At 60.0% G+C, this 15776-nt stretch carries 15 protein-coding genes; 11 read left to right on the forward strand and 4 right to left on the reverse strand.

What is annotated here, in order from left to right; translation table 11 throughout:
• Together VJV58_RS16000 and VJV58_RS16005 are read left to right on the forward strand one after the other, a co-directional pair.
• Positions 1 to 1563 (forward strand): carboxypeptidase regulatory-like domain-containing protein (locus VJV58_RS16000; protein WP_324138340.1); only part of this gene is annotated, 1563 nt, incomplete at its 5' end.
• Between the two features lie 53 nt (positions 1564 to 1616).
• Positions 1617 to 2108 (forward strand): GDSL-type esterase/lipase family protein, encoded by a 492-nt coding sequence (locus VJV58_RS16005; protein WP_324138341.1) that lies wholly within the window; start codon positions 1617 to 1619, stop codon positions 2106 to 2108.
• A 145-nt stretch (positions 2109 to 2253) separates the two neighbouring features.
• Here the strand turns inward: VJV58_RS16005 and ctrA are convergent, their stop codons facing one another.
• Positions 2254 to 2955 (reverse strand): response regulator transcription factor CtrA, encoded by a 702-nt coding sequence (ctrA, locus tag VJV58_RS16010; protein ID WP_007600544.1) that lies wholly within the window; start codon positions 2953 to 2955, stop codon positions 2254 to 2256.
• Positions 2956 to 3322: 367 nt separating this feature from the next.
• Here ctrA and fliI point away from each other — a divergent pair, with 367 nt between their 5' ends.
• From fliI to VJV58_RS16030, 4 genes are all read left to right on the forward strand, one after another.
• The gene (gene fliI, locus VJV58_RS16015; RefSeq protein ID WP_324138342.1) at positions 3323 to 4648 is read left to right on the forward strand and encodes a flagellar protein export ATPase FliI; all 1326 of its coding nucleotides are present in this window, start codon (positions 3323 to 3325) and stop codon (positions 4646 to 4648) included.
• A gap of 108 nt (positions 4649 to 4756) precedes the next feature.
• On the forward strand, positions 4757 to 5179 hold the full coding sequence (fliJ, locus tag VJV58_RS16020) for a flagellar export protein FliJ (RefSeq protein ID WP_324138343.1): 423 nt from the start codon (positions 4757 to 4759) through the stop codon (positions 5177 to 5179).
• A gap of 182 nt (positions 5180 to 5361) precedes the next feature.
• Positions 5362 to 5907: a sigma-70 family RNA polymerase sigma factor gene (locus tag VJV58_RS16025; protein ID WP_324138344.1), complete on the forward strand. Its 546-nt coding sequence runs from the start codon at positions 5362 to 5364 to the stop codon at positions 5905 to 5907.
• Positions 5908 to 5910: 3 nt separating this feature from the next.
• Positions 5911 to 6819: an anti-sigma factor gene (locus VJV58_RS16030; protein WP_324138345.1), complete on the forward strand. Its 909-nt coding sequence runs from the start codon at positions 5911 to 5913 to the stop codon at positions 6817 to 6819.
• Between the two features lie 136 nt (positions 6820 to 6955).
• On the opposite strand, the gene VJV58_RS16035 is transcribed toward VJV58_RS16030, so the two are convergent.
• On the reverse strand, positions 6956 to 7153 hold the full coding sequence (locus tag VJV58_RS16035; RefSeq protein WP_324138346.1) for a hypothetical protein: 198 nt from the start codon (positions 7151 to 7153) through the stop codon (positions 6956 to 6958).
• 473 nt (positions 7154 to 7626) lie between these two features.
• Positions 7627 to 9858 carry a flagellar biosynthesis protein FlhA gene (gene flhA / locus VJV58_RS16040; RefSeq protein ID WP_324138347.1) on the reverse strand — a complete coding sequence of 744 codons (2232 nt, stop codon included), beginning with the start codon at positions 9856 to 9858 and terminating at the stop codon, positions 7627 to 7629.
• A 216-nt stretch (positions 9859 to 10074) separates the two neighbouring features.
• Here flhA and VJV58_RS16045 point away from each other — a divergent pair, with 216 nt between their 5' ends.
• Both VJV58_RS16045 and VJV58_RS16050 read left to right on the forward strand, forming a co-directional pair.
• A complete protein-coding gene (locus VJV58_RS16045) occupies positions 10075 to 11349 on the forward strand; it encodes an MFS transporter (protein ID WP_324138353.1) in 1275 nt (424 codons plus the stop codon).
• A gap of 219 nt (positions 11350 to 11568) precedes the next feature.
• Positions 11569 to 12459, forward strand: a complete 891-nt coding sequence (locus VJV58_RS16050) for an ABC transporter substrate-binding protein (RefSeq protein WP_324138348.1) — start codon at positions 11569 to 11571, stop codon at positions 12457 to 12459.
• A gap of 24 nt (positions 12460 to 12483) precedes the next feature.
• On the opposite strand, the gene VJV58_RS16055 is transcribed toward VJV58_RS16050, so the two are convergent.
• Positions 12484 to 12855: a nuclear transport factor 2 family protein gene (locus VJV58_RS16055; RefSeq protein ID WP_324138349.1), complete on the reverse strand. Its 372-nt coding sequence runs from the start codon at positions 12853 to 12855 to the stop codon at positions 12484 to 12486.
• A 150-nt stretch (positions 12856 to 13005) separates the two neighbouring features.
• On the opposite strand from VJV58_RS16055, the gene VJV58_RS16060 reads away from it, so the two are divergent.
• The 3 genes from VJV58_RS16060 to VJV58_RS16070 all read left to right on the forward strand — a co-directional run bounded on the left by VJV58_RS16060 (position 13006) and on the right by VJV58_RS16070 (position 15547).
• Positions 13006 to 13605 carry a hypothetical protein gene (locus VJV58_RS16060; protein ID WP_324138350.1) on the forward strand — a complete coding sequence of 200 codons (600 nt, stop codon included), beginning with the start codon at positions 13006 to 13008 and terminating at the stop codon, positions 13603 to 13605.
• A 53-nt stretch (positions 13606 to 13658) separates the two neighbouring features.
• Positions 13659 to 13997, forward strand: a complete 339-nt coding sequence (locus tag VJV58_RS16065) for a hypothetical protein (protein ID WP_324138351.1) — start codon at positions 13659 to 13661, stop codon at positions 13995 to 13997.
• Between the two features lie 593 nt (positions 13998 to 14590).
• Entirely contained in the window at positions 14591 to 15547 is a 957-nt protein-coding gene (locus tag VJV58_RS16070; RefSeq protein ID WP_324138352.1) for a bifunctional helix-turn-helix transcriptional regulator/GNAT family N-acetyltransferase, read from the forward strand.
• Positions 15548 to 15776 lie beyond the last annotated feature (229 nt).

Genomic DNA, 15776 nt, shown 5'->3' on the forward strand with positions numbered 1-15776 from the left:
GAGGCGTGGATGCGTCGTGTTTCCTCCGGCCAGACGGGCGAATGGATGGTGAACCGCCTTGCCGGACAGCTCGGCGGCGTACCGTTCAAATATTTTGGCGACTGGACCGATCGAGTGGCCGCCGGTGAGCTGCCGAAGAACAAGCCGCAGCGTCCGGTCGGCATTGAGCGCAATGTTGTCATCTCCTCGTGGGAGTGGGCTACTGAGAAACATTTCGTCCACGACCTGATCTCCACCGACCGGCGCAATCCGACGGTCAATGCCTACGGCCCGCTATACGGCTCGAACGAATACTCCTCCGATGACATGCCCATTCTCGACCCGAAGACGAGCAAGGTGACGTTCTTCAAAATGCCGGTCGCCGACCCCGGCATGCCCGAAATGTTTGGACCGCCGCTGCATCCCAATGCCATGCCCAGACCGATCGGACCGTCGGCCTACTGGGGCGAGGAGCAGATCTGGAGCCAGCGCGCAAACAATCATAACGGCATGTTCGACAGCCAGGGTCGCGTCTGGCTCGCGGCTTCCGTGCGCGGTATCGACAATCCGGCGTTTTGCAAGAAAGGTTCGGATCACCCGTCCGCCAAGGCGTTCCCGCTGGAACGCTCGGGACGGCAAGCCTCGATGCTTGATCCCAAGACGATGAAGTACAGCTTCATCGACACTTGCTTCGGCACTCATCACCCGCAGTTCGGCTACGACGCCGACAATACCCTGTGGTTTTCAGGAACCGGTCCGGTGGCGGGCTGGGTCAACACGAGGGTATGGGACGCGACCGGCGACGCCGCAAAGGCGCAAGGCTGGGCGCCGTTCGTTCTCGATACGAACGGCAATGGCAAGGTGGACGAATACACCGAGCCCGGCGCACCGGCGCAAGCAGGCAAGGACATGCGCGTCGCGGGTTCGGGTCCGTACGCTGTCATGCCGCATCCGACCGACGGCTCGGTCTGGTACACCGTCAACGTGTTTGCGGGCACGCCCGGGTTCATGCGTTTTGACCCGAAAACAAGATTGTCCGAGTTTTATGCGATTCCAAAGGAAGGCATCGGCGTGCGCGGCGGGGACATCGACAAAAACGGCGTACTCTGGGGCTCGGGCTCGAATGGCACTCTGATCAGTTTCGATCGGGGGAAATGCAAAAACCCGCTCAACGGACCCAATGCGACCGGCTATCACTGCCCCGAAGGATTTGCATACTACAAATATCCGGGTCCGGGCTTTGAGGGTTTTGAGAACACCAGCGCCGAGGCGAGCTATTACACCTGGGTCGACCATCACGACACCGTCGGTCTTGGCGAGAACATTCCGATCTCGACGGCAAACCTCAATGACGGATTCGTTGCGCTGAAGGATGGTCAAATGGTGATGCTGCGCATTCCTTATCCGCTGGGTTTTTTCGCCAAGGGACTGGACGGCCGCATCGACGATCCGAATGCTGGCTGGAAGGGCAGGGGATTGTGGAGCACAAGCGGCGACCGCACGCCATGGATGATGGAAGGTGGCAAGGGTTCAAAGCCGCGCGCCGTGCATATCCAGGTGCGGCCAGATCCGCTGGCGAATTAGAAGTCGCGGCGTGAATTGCTGTGTGCATTCGAACGCCATTGGGGGCTGGGCGCATGTTCAAAAGGCTGACGATCGCCTTCGCACTGATGCTTTCCGGCGCCGCGGCCTGTCACGGGCAGATCGTCGCGCTGGGCGCCAGCAGCTCCGCTGGATTTGGCGTCGGCGTCTCTTCCTCATTTCCCGCGCAACTGGAACGGATTCTGCGCAAAAGCGGGCGCCCGATGTCGGTCAGCAACGCCGGAGTGAGCGGCGATACCACCGGCGGCATGCTTGCGAGACTGCCGAGCGCAGTCCCGAAAGGCACCAGGATAGTTATCCTTCAGATTGCCGGGAATGACGCCATGAAGAGGATGAGCCTGGTTGATGCCCAGGCAAACCGGGCGGAAATTCGTCGCCAACTCCACGCCCGAGGGATTCGGACCATCGAGGCCGATGGCTACGTCGCCTCGGCGCTTCGAGCCGGCTTAAGGCAGCCGGACGGAATTCACATGACGGCGGAGGGTCACCGCCGGGTAGCTGAGCAAATTGCGGCGTTGATTCGCTGAAGGCTGAGAGCGCGAGGCTTTGGTTCAGCCTGTGTTCTATCGGCGGCGATAAGACCTCGCGTATCCACCAATAAAAAAACCCCGCCATTTGCGGCGGGGCTCAGTCTTGGGAGGAGTGAGCCTACGGGCTCGCACTAAGCTCTGATCAGGCGGGAATGCGTTCTTCCACCTCGTGCGGCTCGCGGAGCACATAGCCCCGGCCCCACACTGTCTCGATGAAGTTGCGGCCCTCGGAAGCATTGGCAAGCTTCTTGCGCAGCTTGCAAATGAATACGTCGATGATCTTCAGTTCCGGCTCGTCCATTCCGCCATAAAGGTGGTTCAGGAACATCTCTTTGGTAAGAGTGGTGCCCTTGCGGAGCGAGAGCAACTCCAGCATCTGGTATTCCTTGCCGGTGAGATGCACCCTCTGGCCCCCCACCTCGACGGTCTTGGTGTCGAGATTGACCACGAGATCGCCGGTCTGGATCACTGATTGAGCATGGCCCTTGGAGCGGCGCACGATCGCGTGGATGCGCGCGACCAGTTCGTCCTTGTGGAACGGTTTGGTCATATAGTCGTCCGCGCCAACCCCGAGGCCCTTCACCTTGTCCTCGATGCCGGCGAGGCCGGAGAGGATCAGAATCGGGGTCTTGATCTTGGAAACCCGAAGCTGCTTGAGCACGTCGTAACCGGACATGTCGGGCAGGTTAAGGTCGAGTAGTATGATATCGTAATCGTAGAGTTTTCCGAGATCGACGCCCTCTTCTCCGAGGTCCGTCGTGTAGACGTTGAAACTCTCGGATTTCAGCATCAACTCGATCGACTGCGCGACGGCGCTGTCATCTTCTATCAGCAATACGCGCATGCCAGTCCCCTATAGTCGCCGCTGCGGGCGTCAGGTCGGCCGCACTTGCGGCACTAAAACGCCTTTGCACAACTGATTCGGATCCTGACGGGATATGGTTAACAAATTCTGATTCCTCTTCGCAAGGTCTTTCAGTGCAATTTTTAACGAATCGCGCTAACGTACTGCTTGGAAGTCAGTTTTTGTTAATCATCCCGTTCACGTTCCACATTAGGAGTAGGGCCTAACCTATTCCTCGCGACTCAGCCTTCGTTCTGACGGTTGAGCTGCTCTCAGTCATCAAAGACAGTGACGCAATGATTAAGGATGCGGGTAAACACGAAGTTAAGGTCGGAGCCGCAAGTCGCGGAAACTTAAGGTTTTCGCAATGAAAGCCCTCGCCGAGCAGATCAGCGACATCGACGGCATAAACATATATGGCCGCGTGGTGGGTGTGCGCGGCTTGATGGTCGAGATCGCCGGCCCCATTCACGCGATGTCGGTCGGCGCCCGCATCGTGATCGAGACTGGCGGCAATCGATTCATTCCGTCCGAGGTGATCGGGTTCACGGGCAACAATGCGGTGGTGATGCCATTCGCCGGCCTGGAAGGGGTCAGGCGCGGCTGCCGCGCGATGATCGCCAATGCGGCAAGCCAGGTGCGGCCCTCGCCGCAGTGGCTTGGACGGGTGTTAAATGCGATGGGCGAGCCAATCGACGGCAAAGGGCCGCTGCCACAAGGCCCTTCCCCCATGCCGTTCCGCAATTTGCCGCCTCCGGCGCATTCGCGCAAAAGGGTCGGCGCGCCGCTCGATCTCGGCGTGCGCGCGCTGAACACATTCCTGACCTGTTGCCGCGGCCAGCGACTCGGCATTTTCGCCGGCTCCGGTGTGGGCAAATCGGTGTTGCTCTCGATGCTGGCGCGCAACGTCGATGCCGATATCACGGTGATCGGATTGGTCGGCGAACGCGGCCGCGAGGTGCAGGAATTCCTGCAGGATGATCTCGGCGAAGAGGGCCTGGCGCGGTCGGTTGTGGTAGTCGCAACATCGGACGAGCCCGCCTTGATGCGGCGTCAGGCAGCCTATTTGACTCTGGCGATCGCGGAATATTTCCGCGACGAGGACAAGGACGTGCTGTGCCTGATGGATTCGGTCACGCGTTTCGCGATGTCACAGCGCGAGATCGGATTGTCAGCAGGTGAGCCGCCGACGGCCAAGGGCTATACGCCGACGGTCTTTACCGAACTGCCGAAGCTGCTCGAGCGCGCCGGGCCCGGCACCGGGCGCGGCACCATCACCGGGATCTTTACTGTGCTGGTCGATGGCGATGATCACAACGAGCCGATCGCCGATGCTGTCCGAGGCATTCTGGACGGGCATGTCGTGATGGAACGCGGGATTGCCGAGCGCGGGCGCTTTCCCGCGATCAACGTGCTCAAATCGGTATCCCGCACCATGCCGAAATCCGCCGACCCCGCCTATCTGCCCACCATCAACAGGGCACGCCAGGTGATGGCGACGTACGCCGACATGGAGGAATTGATCCGGCTCGGCGCTTATCGGGGAGGCTCCAGCGCCGAAGTCGATGAAGCGATCCGGCTGCATGAACCGCTCGAGACGTTTTTGCGCCAGGACAAGGACGAAGTGACCAGCTTGAACGAAGCTTACTCGCAACTAGCGCAAATCCTCAGCGATTTGGAAACGGAACGCTAACTTTGTCAGGCCATCATCCGCGCCAGACAAACAGCAATGCCGGTGGGGCCCTTGGGGGGTACCGGTCTGTCCCGCGTCAAGATCGGGACTTCTGGGGAGTATGAGTCGATGAAGTCACGCGAAACGCTAATCCGTCTCAAGAAATTCCAGGTCGACGAGAAGCGTCGACGGGTAGCCCAGATCGAAGGCATGATCGCCGATTTCCAGCGTATGTCGGTCGATCTCGAACGCGAAATCCAATCCGAGCAGGAACGCGCTGGCATCAACGATCCCTCGCATTTCGCATATCCGACTTACGCCAAGGCTGCGATTCAGCGGCGAGAAAATCTCACTCGTTCGGCGGACGAACTGCGGATCCAGCTTGAAGACGCAAAAAGCCTGCTGGGCGAGGCGTTCGAGGAACTGAAGAAAGTCGAACTGCTGGACGAACGCGATCAGGCGCGCGAACGCGCCGAGGAAAGCGCACGCGAACAGGCCGATCTCGACAGTATCGGATTAATGCGTGCGCGCATCGGGGCCGCGCTGGCCTGAACATTCTGTCTAGCTCAAGCATTCCAAACCCGGGCCGCGAGGTCCGGGTTTTTTCGTACATGTCCACAGAGACATCCAGCCCGAGTTGGTGGCTGGGTCTGGCCCAAGATATGGTACGACGGTTCGGGAAGGCTGCTTCGCACTGTGACCAGTGATGAGGTGGCGTGATTTCGGGGGACTGAATGCTGACGCCAGCGGAGCTCGTCTGGCTGATTGCCGCGGTGGCAAAGGGCGATGAGGCGGCTTTCGAACGCCTCTATGCCGCGACACGCGCGAAACTTTTTGGCGTTGTGCTCCGTATCTTGCCGCGGCAGGAGCTCGCTGAGGAGGTCATTCAGGAGACCTACGTCAAGATCTGGAACAGCGCCGGGCAATTCAATCCGGGGCTGTCGTCGCCAATTACGTGGATGGCGTCGATCGCGCGCAACCGGGCCATCGACGTGGTACGCAAACGATCCGAGGTGTCGATCGAGGAAGAGCCGACGGCTCTGGAAGTGGCAGCCGAGGGTCATGATCCGCTGGCGCGGCGGGAAATGACGGAAGAACTGAAACGGCTGCTGGAATGCGTCGGCCGTCTAGAACCGGAGCGACAAAAACTTGTGCTGCTGGCGTATTACAACGGCTGGAGCCGTGAGCAGCTCGCGGCAAAGTTCGAGGCCCCAGTCAACACGGTGAAGACCTGGCTACGCCGCAGCATGATGGACCTCCGGGAGTGCCTTGGACTTTAGATGATGGCCTACAGCGAAGACGATATCGCGCGCGCGATTGAATACGCTCTCGGCACTCTCGATGCTGATGAGCGCGCGCAGGTCGAGACAAGGATGGCCGTGGAAAAGGATTTCACGGCGATGGTGCGGGCGTGGGAGTACAAGCTCGGTGTCCTGAACGAGATGGTTGGACCGGTCGAGCCCAGCCCCGAGCTATGGGACAGAATCAAAAGCGTCACCGGACTTTCGCAGCCGCAGGAGCCAGTGGTGCTGCCCGAGCTTGCTCGGCCCGCGCCGGAGCTGGCCCCCGAGCCGCTTGCGGCCACGGCTGCGGGAATGGAAGATTCGACAGCGAGTGTCATCCGCTTGTCTGCACAAGTCCGGCGCTGGCGTGGCGTGGCGAGTTTCACCACAGCGATTGCGGCCGCGCTGGTCGCCATGCTCGCGCTCGGCGCATATCAGCCGGACTTGCTGCCGAACGCTATCCGCCCCAAGCCGCGGACGCAGTTGGCGGAGGTGAAACCGTCGCCGGCACCAGCCCAGCCGCTCGCTCAGGCGCCTCAGTATGTGGCGGTGTTGCAGAAGGACGGAGGATCGCCGGCGTTCATTCTTACGGTTGACGGCGCAACCAAGAACTTCATCGTCCGCCGGGTCGCGGCTCAGCCGGAGCCCGGCCGAAGCTATGAGCTTTGGATCGTGTCGGACAAGTTGCAGCGGCCCCGCTCGCTCGGCGTGATCGGCGCTGACGATTTTACCGCGAGGCCGATCCTGGCGGCCTACGCCCCCGACATCGTCGACCAAGCCACCTATGCAGTGACGCTCGAGCCGGAAGGCGGATCGCCGACCGGCGTAGCCACGGGGCCGATCGTGTTCACGGGCAAGCTGGTCGAGAGCGTTCCGGCGGCCGCGTACGGCACGTCCAAACCCCGCTGAACTCAGCAGAAAAAGAAAACGCCCGTGGGGGAGCGGGCGTTTTCGCAGTCAACTTGGGGTAGTTGGGGTCTTCTATTATCCACGTGGCGACTTTGGGGGGCTGGTAAAGAGCCGCGTGAATTCACAAAATTCTCTGTTAGCGCACCGCCGAGGTTTCAGAACTGGTAACGGCCATGACCTTTCCGGCCTTAATCACGCGAGCCGTTTGCGCGTAGTCGTCCGAACTGGTGCGAGCGGAAATCCCGAAGGCGGTTACCGCGATACCTGCAACGAGAGCCACCACCACGATTTTGAGATGCGTCGAACGATCCGCGCTGTAGATCGAGTGGTTCATGGAAGTCTCCTGCCGCCGCCTTCCTGCCGTGCGAATTGGTGTGCCTCGCGCGCCGGCAGGTTCAACATCTCCACGCACCAAACGTAGGGATTCGCCTTTCGGTTCCTTAGAGGCGATCACAAGCCGGTGATGAAAGTTGAACGTCCGCGACTGGATGGTCGCGAGTGCATCTTCGGCGCAACGAATTCCTGAACTATTAGAAGCTTTTATAAAATTTTAGGGATCTCCGGGGAGGCCGCCTGAAAAAAGGCGTCGATGGTGCCGGCCCAACAAATTAGTTGCCTGTGGCGAAAAAGCTTGCCGCGCACCGCAGGTGATTTGGCAGAAGATCTCGGGGAGGGCAATGCGGGTCAGCCGTGCCGGGGGAGAGCGCTTTCGAGCGAAGTGGCCGTCGGTTCGCGTGAAGAAAACGCGTGAGAAGAATAGTCTATCCGATCTGCAATGGCCCCCCGGGCCACCAGGTCTTGAGAAGCTCAGACGCTTCCGACGGTCTTTAGCCGCGCGCGCGGATGGATTTCCGCTTGCGAGAGCACCGTAGTCTGCGCGCGGAAGCGCTCGACGAGCGAGCGTACGAACGGACGAATCGCGGCCGAGGTCACCAGCACCGGCGCTTCGCCTTCGCGGGCCGCCTGTTCAAAACGGTCGCGCACAATATTCATGAACTCCGAAAGCTTGGAGGGCTGCATCGCAAGCGAGCGTTCCTCGCCCTGGCCAATCAGGGACTCGGCGAAGGCCTGCTCCCATTTCGCTGAGAGCGCGATCAGCGGCAGGTAGCCGCTCGGTGAGGTGTTCTGCGCACAGATCTGTCGCGCCAGCCGCGCGCGGACGTGCTCGACCATGGTGGCCGGATTGCGCGAGAAGGCCAGCGCATCGGCGATTCCTTCCAGAATGGTGGAGAGATCGCGAATCGAAATGCGCTCGGCCAACAGCAGTTGCAGAACACGCTGGATGCCGGAGACGGTAAGCTGGCTCGGGACGATGTCCTTGACCAGTTCTCCCTGCTCCTTTGGCAGATCCTTCAGCAGCTTTTGCACTTCGCCGTAGGACAGCAAATCGGACATGTTGTTCTTGAGCAGCTCGGTGAGATGCGTCGACAGCACGGTCGCGGCGTCCACGACCGTGTAGCCCTTCAACGTTGCTTCCTCTTTGAGTCCCGCGTCGACCCAAGTGGCCGGCAATCCGAAAGTGGGCTCGATTGTGTGAATTCCGGGTACGCTGACCTGGTTTCCGGCGGGGTCCATGACCATGAACTGGCTCGGCCATATCTTGCCGGTGCCGGCATCGACTTCCTTGAGCTTGATGACGTAGGTGTTCGCTTCGAGCTGCACGTTATCGAGGATGCGCACTGCGGGCATCACAAAGCCCATTTCGATCGCGAGGGAACGGCGCAGCGCCTTGATCTGGTCGGTGAGCCGGTCGGAACCGTCAGGTCCGTTTACGAGCGGCAGTAGCGCGTAACCTAGTTCGATCTTGAGATCGTCGATCTTCAGCGCGGTCGCGATTGGCTCTTCCGCCGCGCCGCTGGCGGTGCCCGCGTCCGGACTGGCGGCTGCGGCTGCTTCGGAAGCGGCGGCGGCCCGCTTGTGCCTGCGTGCCGACCACGCCAGCGCCGCAGCGCCGCTGCCGAGCGCGAGAAAAGGAAGCATCGGAATGCCCGGCAATGTGGCCAGCACCAGCATGACGCCTGCCGACATGCCGAGCGCCTGCGGATAGCCGGAGAGCTGCTTCATCAGCGCTTTGTCGGCGGCGCCGCTGACGCCGGCTTTCGACACCAGCAAGCCCGCAGCCGTGGAGACGATCAGCGCCGGGATCTGCGTGACCAGGCCGTCGCCCACCGTCAGCAACGTATAGGTATGCGCGGCATCACCGAAGGAGAGGCTCTGCTGCGCGACGCCGATAATGATGCCGCCGATGATATTGATGAAGACGACCAGCAGGCCCGCGACCGCGTCGCCGCGAACGAATTTCGAGGCACCGTCCATCGCGCCGAAGAAACCGCTTTCGTCTTCCAGTGCCTTGCGGCGTTCCTTGGCGACCTTTTCATCGATCAGGCCGGCCGACAGATCGGCGTCGATCGCCATCTGCTTGCCGGGCATCGCATCAAGGTGGAATCGCGCGGCCACTTCGGCGATGCGGCCGGAGCCCTTGGTGATGACGACAAAATTCACGATCACCAGGATTGCGAAAACGATGATGCCGATGACGAAGTTGCCGCCCATCACGAAATTGCCGAACGCCTCGATGACGTGGCCGGCGGCCGCGGTGCCCTCATGCCCGCGCGAAAGGATCAGGCGGGTCGAAGCGAGATTGAGCGATAAGCGCAGCATGGTCGAGATCAGGAGCACGGTCGGGAATGACGAGAACTCGAGAGGCGCCTGGATGAATAGCGAGGTCATCAGGATCAGGATCGATAAGGTGATCGAAATCGCGAGGAAGAGATCGAGTACAATCGAGGGCAGGGGCAGGATCAGCACCACCAGGATGATGAGAATGCCGAATGCCAGCGCGAGATCGCCGCGCTTGAGGATGGTGCCTATTTCGCTGAAACTCGGAAAGCCGGTGGACGGCGCGCCCCCGCCTTGACCTGCCGTGACATCCACCATTGTCGCTGCTTCCCCACGCGAATGCCGGTCACGGGCGCCAAACGTCTGCGCGGCGGCCGACGGACCACCGTTCCGAAAGTGAGGCACCGCACTGGCGTCCACGGGTACTCCCCCGTTTTACGCGGCTGACACACTCAACTTCTTCACTCGGCAATTTTTGCCCGGTTTATGGTTAGGAAAGCGTTAACGGCCCGCGGCTGAGCTCACTCCGGCCAGGGAGCCAACCCGGGCGGTGCGACCGCTTGCCACTCAACGCCGCGCCACGATCGGTCCTTTGGAACTCTGTTGCGTCACATCTGCATGCCCAATATTGCGGCAATGCTGCTTGACCTTGACAGCCGAGCCGAGGAAGTTGCTGCCGTGCACGCACCCTCCGATCACACAGATTCGACGCATTTCACGCCGGACTCGCCTCGCGCGTGGGTCAGACTTGCGCTGGCGCTGGCCATCTCATCGGTCGGCGGCGTCGGGATGTGGTCGGTTGTGGTTACGCTGCCCGCGGTACAGGCTGAGTTCGCGGCGTCGCGCGGTGCGGTATCGCTGGCCTTTACCCTCGCCATGCTCGGTTTTGGCCTCGGCGGCGTCGCCACCGGCAAGATCACCGATCGATTCGGCATCGTCATGGCGATGGCGCTCAGTATCGGCTTTCTCGGCGTGTCCTATATTCTGGCCGGACTTTCGAGCACGTTATGGCAGTTCATCGCGGTGTATTTCCTGATCGGATTGGGCACCTCGGCTACTTTCGCGCCGTTGATGGCGGAAGCATCGCACTGGTTCGAACGCTATCGCGGGCTCGCCGTCACCATCGTCGCCAGCGGTAACTACATCGCCGGCACCATCTGGCCCCCGCTGGTCAATTGGGGTGAGCAGGCGGCTGGCTGGCGAACCACCCACGTCATTATCGGTGTGTTCTGCGCGGCAACGATGACGCTGCTGCTGTTGGTGCTGCGCGCCCAGATCGGCGGGGCGAAGGTGCGCGATCACGAGAATGCGCCGCCTCCGCGCGTCGATCTCAACCTGTCCACGAACACGTTGACAGCGTTGTTATGCGTGGCGAGCATTTCCTGCTGCGTGGCGATGGCGATGCCGCAGGTCCACATCGTCGCCTACTGCGGCGATCTCGGCTACGGCGTGGCGCACGGCGCCGAGATGCTGTCATTGATGATGGCGTTCGGCATTATCAGCCGCATCGGCTCAGGCTTTCTCGCCGACAAGATCGGCGGCTTGCGGACATTATTGATCGGCTCGGCGGCGCAAGGCTTTGCGCTGTTGTTCTATCTGTTCTTCGATAGCCTGAGTTCGCTCTACATCATCTCGGCGATGTTCGGCCTGTTCCAGGGCGGGATCGTGCCGAGCTATGCGATCATCGTGCGGGAATCGATGCCGGCGCGCGAGGCGGCCACCCGAGTCGGTATCGTGATCCTGGCTTCCGTGGTCGGCATGTCCTTTGGCGGCTGGGTTTCCGGCGTCATCTTTGACGCCTCAGGCTCCTACGCGGCTGCCTTCATGAACGGGCTGGCCTGGAACGCGCTCAACATCACCATCATGCTGACGTTGCTGATACGCTCACGCTCGCGGCTTGCGATGGCGTAGCTTCCTCTCGACCCAATTGCGACATTACCTGCGACACTTGGGCCCAGGCTGCTTTGGGCAGCTTGAGTGCGAAATTTCCCGCTCGCCAGCACAAAGTGCTACGCTTGAAGCTTCGACAAACTGCGTTCAGGGAAGCTCATGCACCGGCGCCAGTTCATCGCACTTGTCGGGGGCGCTGCCGCGACGCCAGTCGCATCTCATGCGCAGCATTCAGCCAGTATGCCTACTCTTGGATTTCTGCTGTACAGCACGCCCCAGAAAGATCCGCAGGTTAGAACGATCCAACAAAGTTTGCGTGAGCTTGGATACGTCGATGGAAAGAATATTTCGATCGAGTATCGTTTCGCCGAAGGCGAGCCTGAACGGCTTCCAGATCTGGCGGCGGACTTGGTCCGTCTAAAACCTGACGTGCTGCTTCCGATCGGCGGCGATGTTGCCCCGTTCGTCGCCAAAGCAACGCGAACGATTCCCATCGTATTTGTCATGAGCGCCGATCCGTTGCAGCTCGGGCTCGTCGCTACCCTAGCGCGGCCGGGACGAAATGCCACCGGTTTCACGTTTCTGCAGGATGAACTCGCCTCAAAGCGCCTCGAGCTTCTCAAGGAGATAGCGCCGCGCATTTCGCGCGTGGCGTTCCTGTACAATCCAGATCATCCCGATAACGAGCTGCGCGTCGCGCAACGGGCCGCAACAGCAATTGGCGTGGATTTGCAGCAGATCGAAATGCGCGGCCCGGGCGATCTCGATGGCGCACTACAGGCTGTGACCAAAGCATCTCTTGATGCGCTATACGTCGTGGCTTCCCGACAGACCGTGGCGTCGCTTCGGCGCATCGTCGATTTTGCGACCAGGAATGCGCTTCCATTGGCAGGCGGCTGGGGTGAATGGGCGGAGGCCGGCGGATTGCTCTCCTATGGTCCGAACGTCGGCGAGGTCGTTCGTAACGCGGCTACTTACGTCGACAAGATTTTCAAAGGGACCAAACCGGGAGACCTGCCTGTCCAGCAACCAACCCGCTTCGAGCTACTGGTCAATTTGCGAACCGCCAAGGCGCTCGGCTTGTCGATTGCTGAAGCGTTTCTGCTCCGGGCTGACAAGGTGATTGAATAGAATTCGTCAATGCCGCGCGTGCGGCTACTCGACCAAGTGCGCCCGAGATGGGCCGGGCTTGAACGGGTCGCCGAAGTACTGCGTCTCGCGCGCGACCTTTCCGCCGCTGAATTCCATGATGCTCACGGTGTAAGACGGCGCGCCGTCATAGCTGAGCACGAGTTCGGTGATCCAGAGCTGTCCGTCGCCGATGATGCGCTGGACGGCGAAGCGTTTCTGGTTTGGCTGCACCGTTCTACTCTCTTGAATCCTGGCTCGGCCGCGAATGCGTTCGCCTGACTGCGGATAGTGGAGCACTGCATCGTCGCGATAGATCTCATGCTCGACGGCGAAATCATTCACATCGGAGGCGGCCCAGTGGCGTTCGAGCGCAGCCCGTATATCCTGATCTTCCATCCTGATCTCCCGCATTAATCAGCCGCGCCGCTTCTCGCAGGGGCATCACAGGCTGAGCTCCATTTGCCTGAGCGCATCAGCGGTGACAATCCGCCGCCAATTGACTAGCTTGATCGGACTGTCACTACCAGAAGCATGATGGAGAGGCATGTGGTCACAATATTGGTCGACGCTCATCTGCTCACCTTGACGATCTCGACGCCTGAAATCGTGCAGCGAACGGTGCGTGTGGGGCCGGCAACTCGCATCCAGCGCGAACGCGTTATGCGTACTCGTGAAATTCCAACGACCCGGCATGCGGGTTCGTTGATGGCCTCGTTTACGGAAGTGAACAAGATATTCGCCGCAGCCGATATCGAGTTCAAGCTGCGAAACTGGACCAAAGAGCCGATCGAAGCTCCCAAAGGATCGGAAAAACTCGATGATGATGGGTTCCTGATGCTGGCAAACAGCTTTCCGATGAAAACCGCCGTCAATTTGCTGCTGGTCCATCGCTTCCAGGGTTCGGAAGGCGGCGCCTCTGTGGAAAAGCTCGGGGTCTGCGCGGTTGGCGATGATTCTTCCGACAATGCGATTGCCCATGAATTCGGGCACCTGCTGGGGCTTGCGCATCAAGGGGACATACGCGACTTGATGAACAAAGGGCTTTCGGCGCCGGGCACGCCCCTGACGGCCCGGGAAATTGCCGACGCGCGCGCCTCGCGGCTGTTCAAGCTATTTAGCAGTCAGCAGTCGCAAACCGCGAATTGAGCGATCAGCGGCGAGATACTGGCCGACGAGTCAAACCGAATACGGACAAACGTTTGGAAGCCGTCACCATCACCGATGAAGACGGTCAAGAGTTTATCACAATTGCAAGCAAGGGATATGTTGCCCGAACGCTTGCAGGAGCGCTTCATTGTATTTCAAACGCCGTGCGTGACGGAAAGTTCGCTTGCGGCGACTTGCCCCGCCTCAGTCAGGGCGTCCAGCGCTGTTTCGCCCCGCTGCGCGCATTGCAAAATCCGCGCAGCAATATGGGATCGCGCCTCGTGTTGCTCACCAATAGCCAGATTGTCGCACGCACGATTCAACGCAACTTCCATCTTGCGCAAAGTGCGGGCATCGATGCCATCTCGGATCATAGTTCGCTGCGCTCGTAAATTCCAAACGCACTTCGGGCCGCTTCAACCGTTCCGAACTGATCGATAACCGCACGACGAGCGGCAACCAGGAGACCCTGATGTGTTCGCTCTCCCTTGCTGGCGCACTCAAGTATTCGAGACGCAATGAAGCTACGCGCGGTTATTGAGTCCTTGGGTATGTGGCTGCATACCTCTTCAAGAACGCTCCGCATGGTGGTGATCGTGTCAGTGCCAAATTGAGTCATTCTCGTCCTCCGATCGAGCGAGTCTAGCGACAGTCTGCAGCTCATTTCGGTCGGTTGGCCGACACTCAAATATAAATAGTCGCCGCCCGGAACTTTCGTGAACGCGGCTTCCCGCAGCCGAGCGCCATCGACCACGGATGCTGTCCCGCGCACGTGAATTGTTACCCGGTTGATCGAAAGCTTGTCATCCAGGGCTTGCCCCGCCCCGAACTGGCCGTCGCAACCAATCGTACCTTTCGATTGCCGAACCATTTTCAAGCTCGACCACGCAGGAAGTGCCAGGATTGCCCGAGGAGTTGCCGCTTGCAGGAACGGGATACGGAGAACCAGGCAAAGCGTGACACCTTACACGGTCAACCGAGATAGTTGCCAAAAGCAACCATTTTAGCTTATTCTCCTGAAATGCGAAAAGCCGATCTCCCTGACCAACTGCGTTCGTTCGGAAGGTCCTACACAAAGAAGTTCGGCCTTCTTAACCGCAACCCTTATCATCAAGACCTCACGCTTCTGCAATCGCGCATTGTCTTCGAAGTTCGGGAACGTGGCGATGTGCTCCCGAGTGTGCTGGCGCAAACCCTTCAGCTGGATAAGGGGTACGTCAGTCGATCGCTGGCACAGTTGATCAATAGCAAGGTCATTCAGGCTCGTGAAAATCCGCGTGATAAACGAGAGAAATTTCTTCGGCTGACGAGCAAGGGCAAACAACTGTTCGCGAAAATCGATCTGGCCTCGCGGACTCGATCCGCGGAATTTCTTCAGGCCCTCAAACCCGCCGCTCGCGAGGAATTGGTAAAGCACCTGGTCTCGGCAGAACTCTTGATGGGTGAAGCTCCGTTGCGAAGTGAGGAAGTTGTCTTGCGGGCAGTCGCGCCGGGAGACCTCGGCTGGGTTATTGGGCGCCACGGCGAGGTTTACTTCGATGAATACGGCTGGAATATCGATTTTGAAAAACTGGTCGGCGAAATCGTGGTTTCCTTTGCCACGAGGAATGATCCAGCTCGTGAACGCGCCTGGATCGCCGAAGCGCGGGGTTTGCGGTTGGGATGTGTTTTTCTCGTGAGGGAAAATGAGGAGATCGCGAAGCTGCGAATCCTCTTGGTTGATCCAATCGCCCGAGGACTCGGACTTGGAAGTCGCCTGGTTGATGAATGCATTCGGTTTGCGCGTCGGGCCAAATACCGCAAACTCACTCTATGGACCAACGACATTCTCCACGCCGCACGCAAACTCTATGTGGCGGCGGGATTTCAACTGACCAGAGAAGAGCGCCACCGCAGTTTTGGTCACGATCTGGTCGGCCAATTTTGGAAGCTCGATCTTTAGGAGAAAGTTATCCCCGGGATGGCCCCCGGGCGGGAGTCAAGCCTGCACCGAGAGCTTATGAACGGCCGGCTTGAACCATTGTGCCAAAGACCCGCCGCGAGGGCCGCGGGCGGGTAAAGCGCGCTTAAGCCGCGCGGATGTTGGCAAGGAAGTGGTCGATACCGGTCCGCAACGCTGAGGACTGCTCGCTGAGCTGTTCGGCGGCGGTACGCACTTTGGTTGCGCTCTG

It is taken from the genome of Bradyrhizobium sp., from assembly GCF_035273305.1.
Lineage (GTDB): Bacteria > Pseudomonadota > Alphaproteobacteria > Rhizobiales > Xanthobacteraceae > Bradyrhizobium.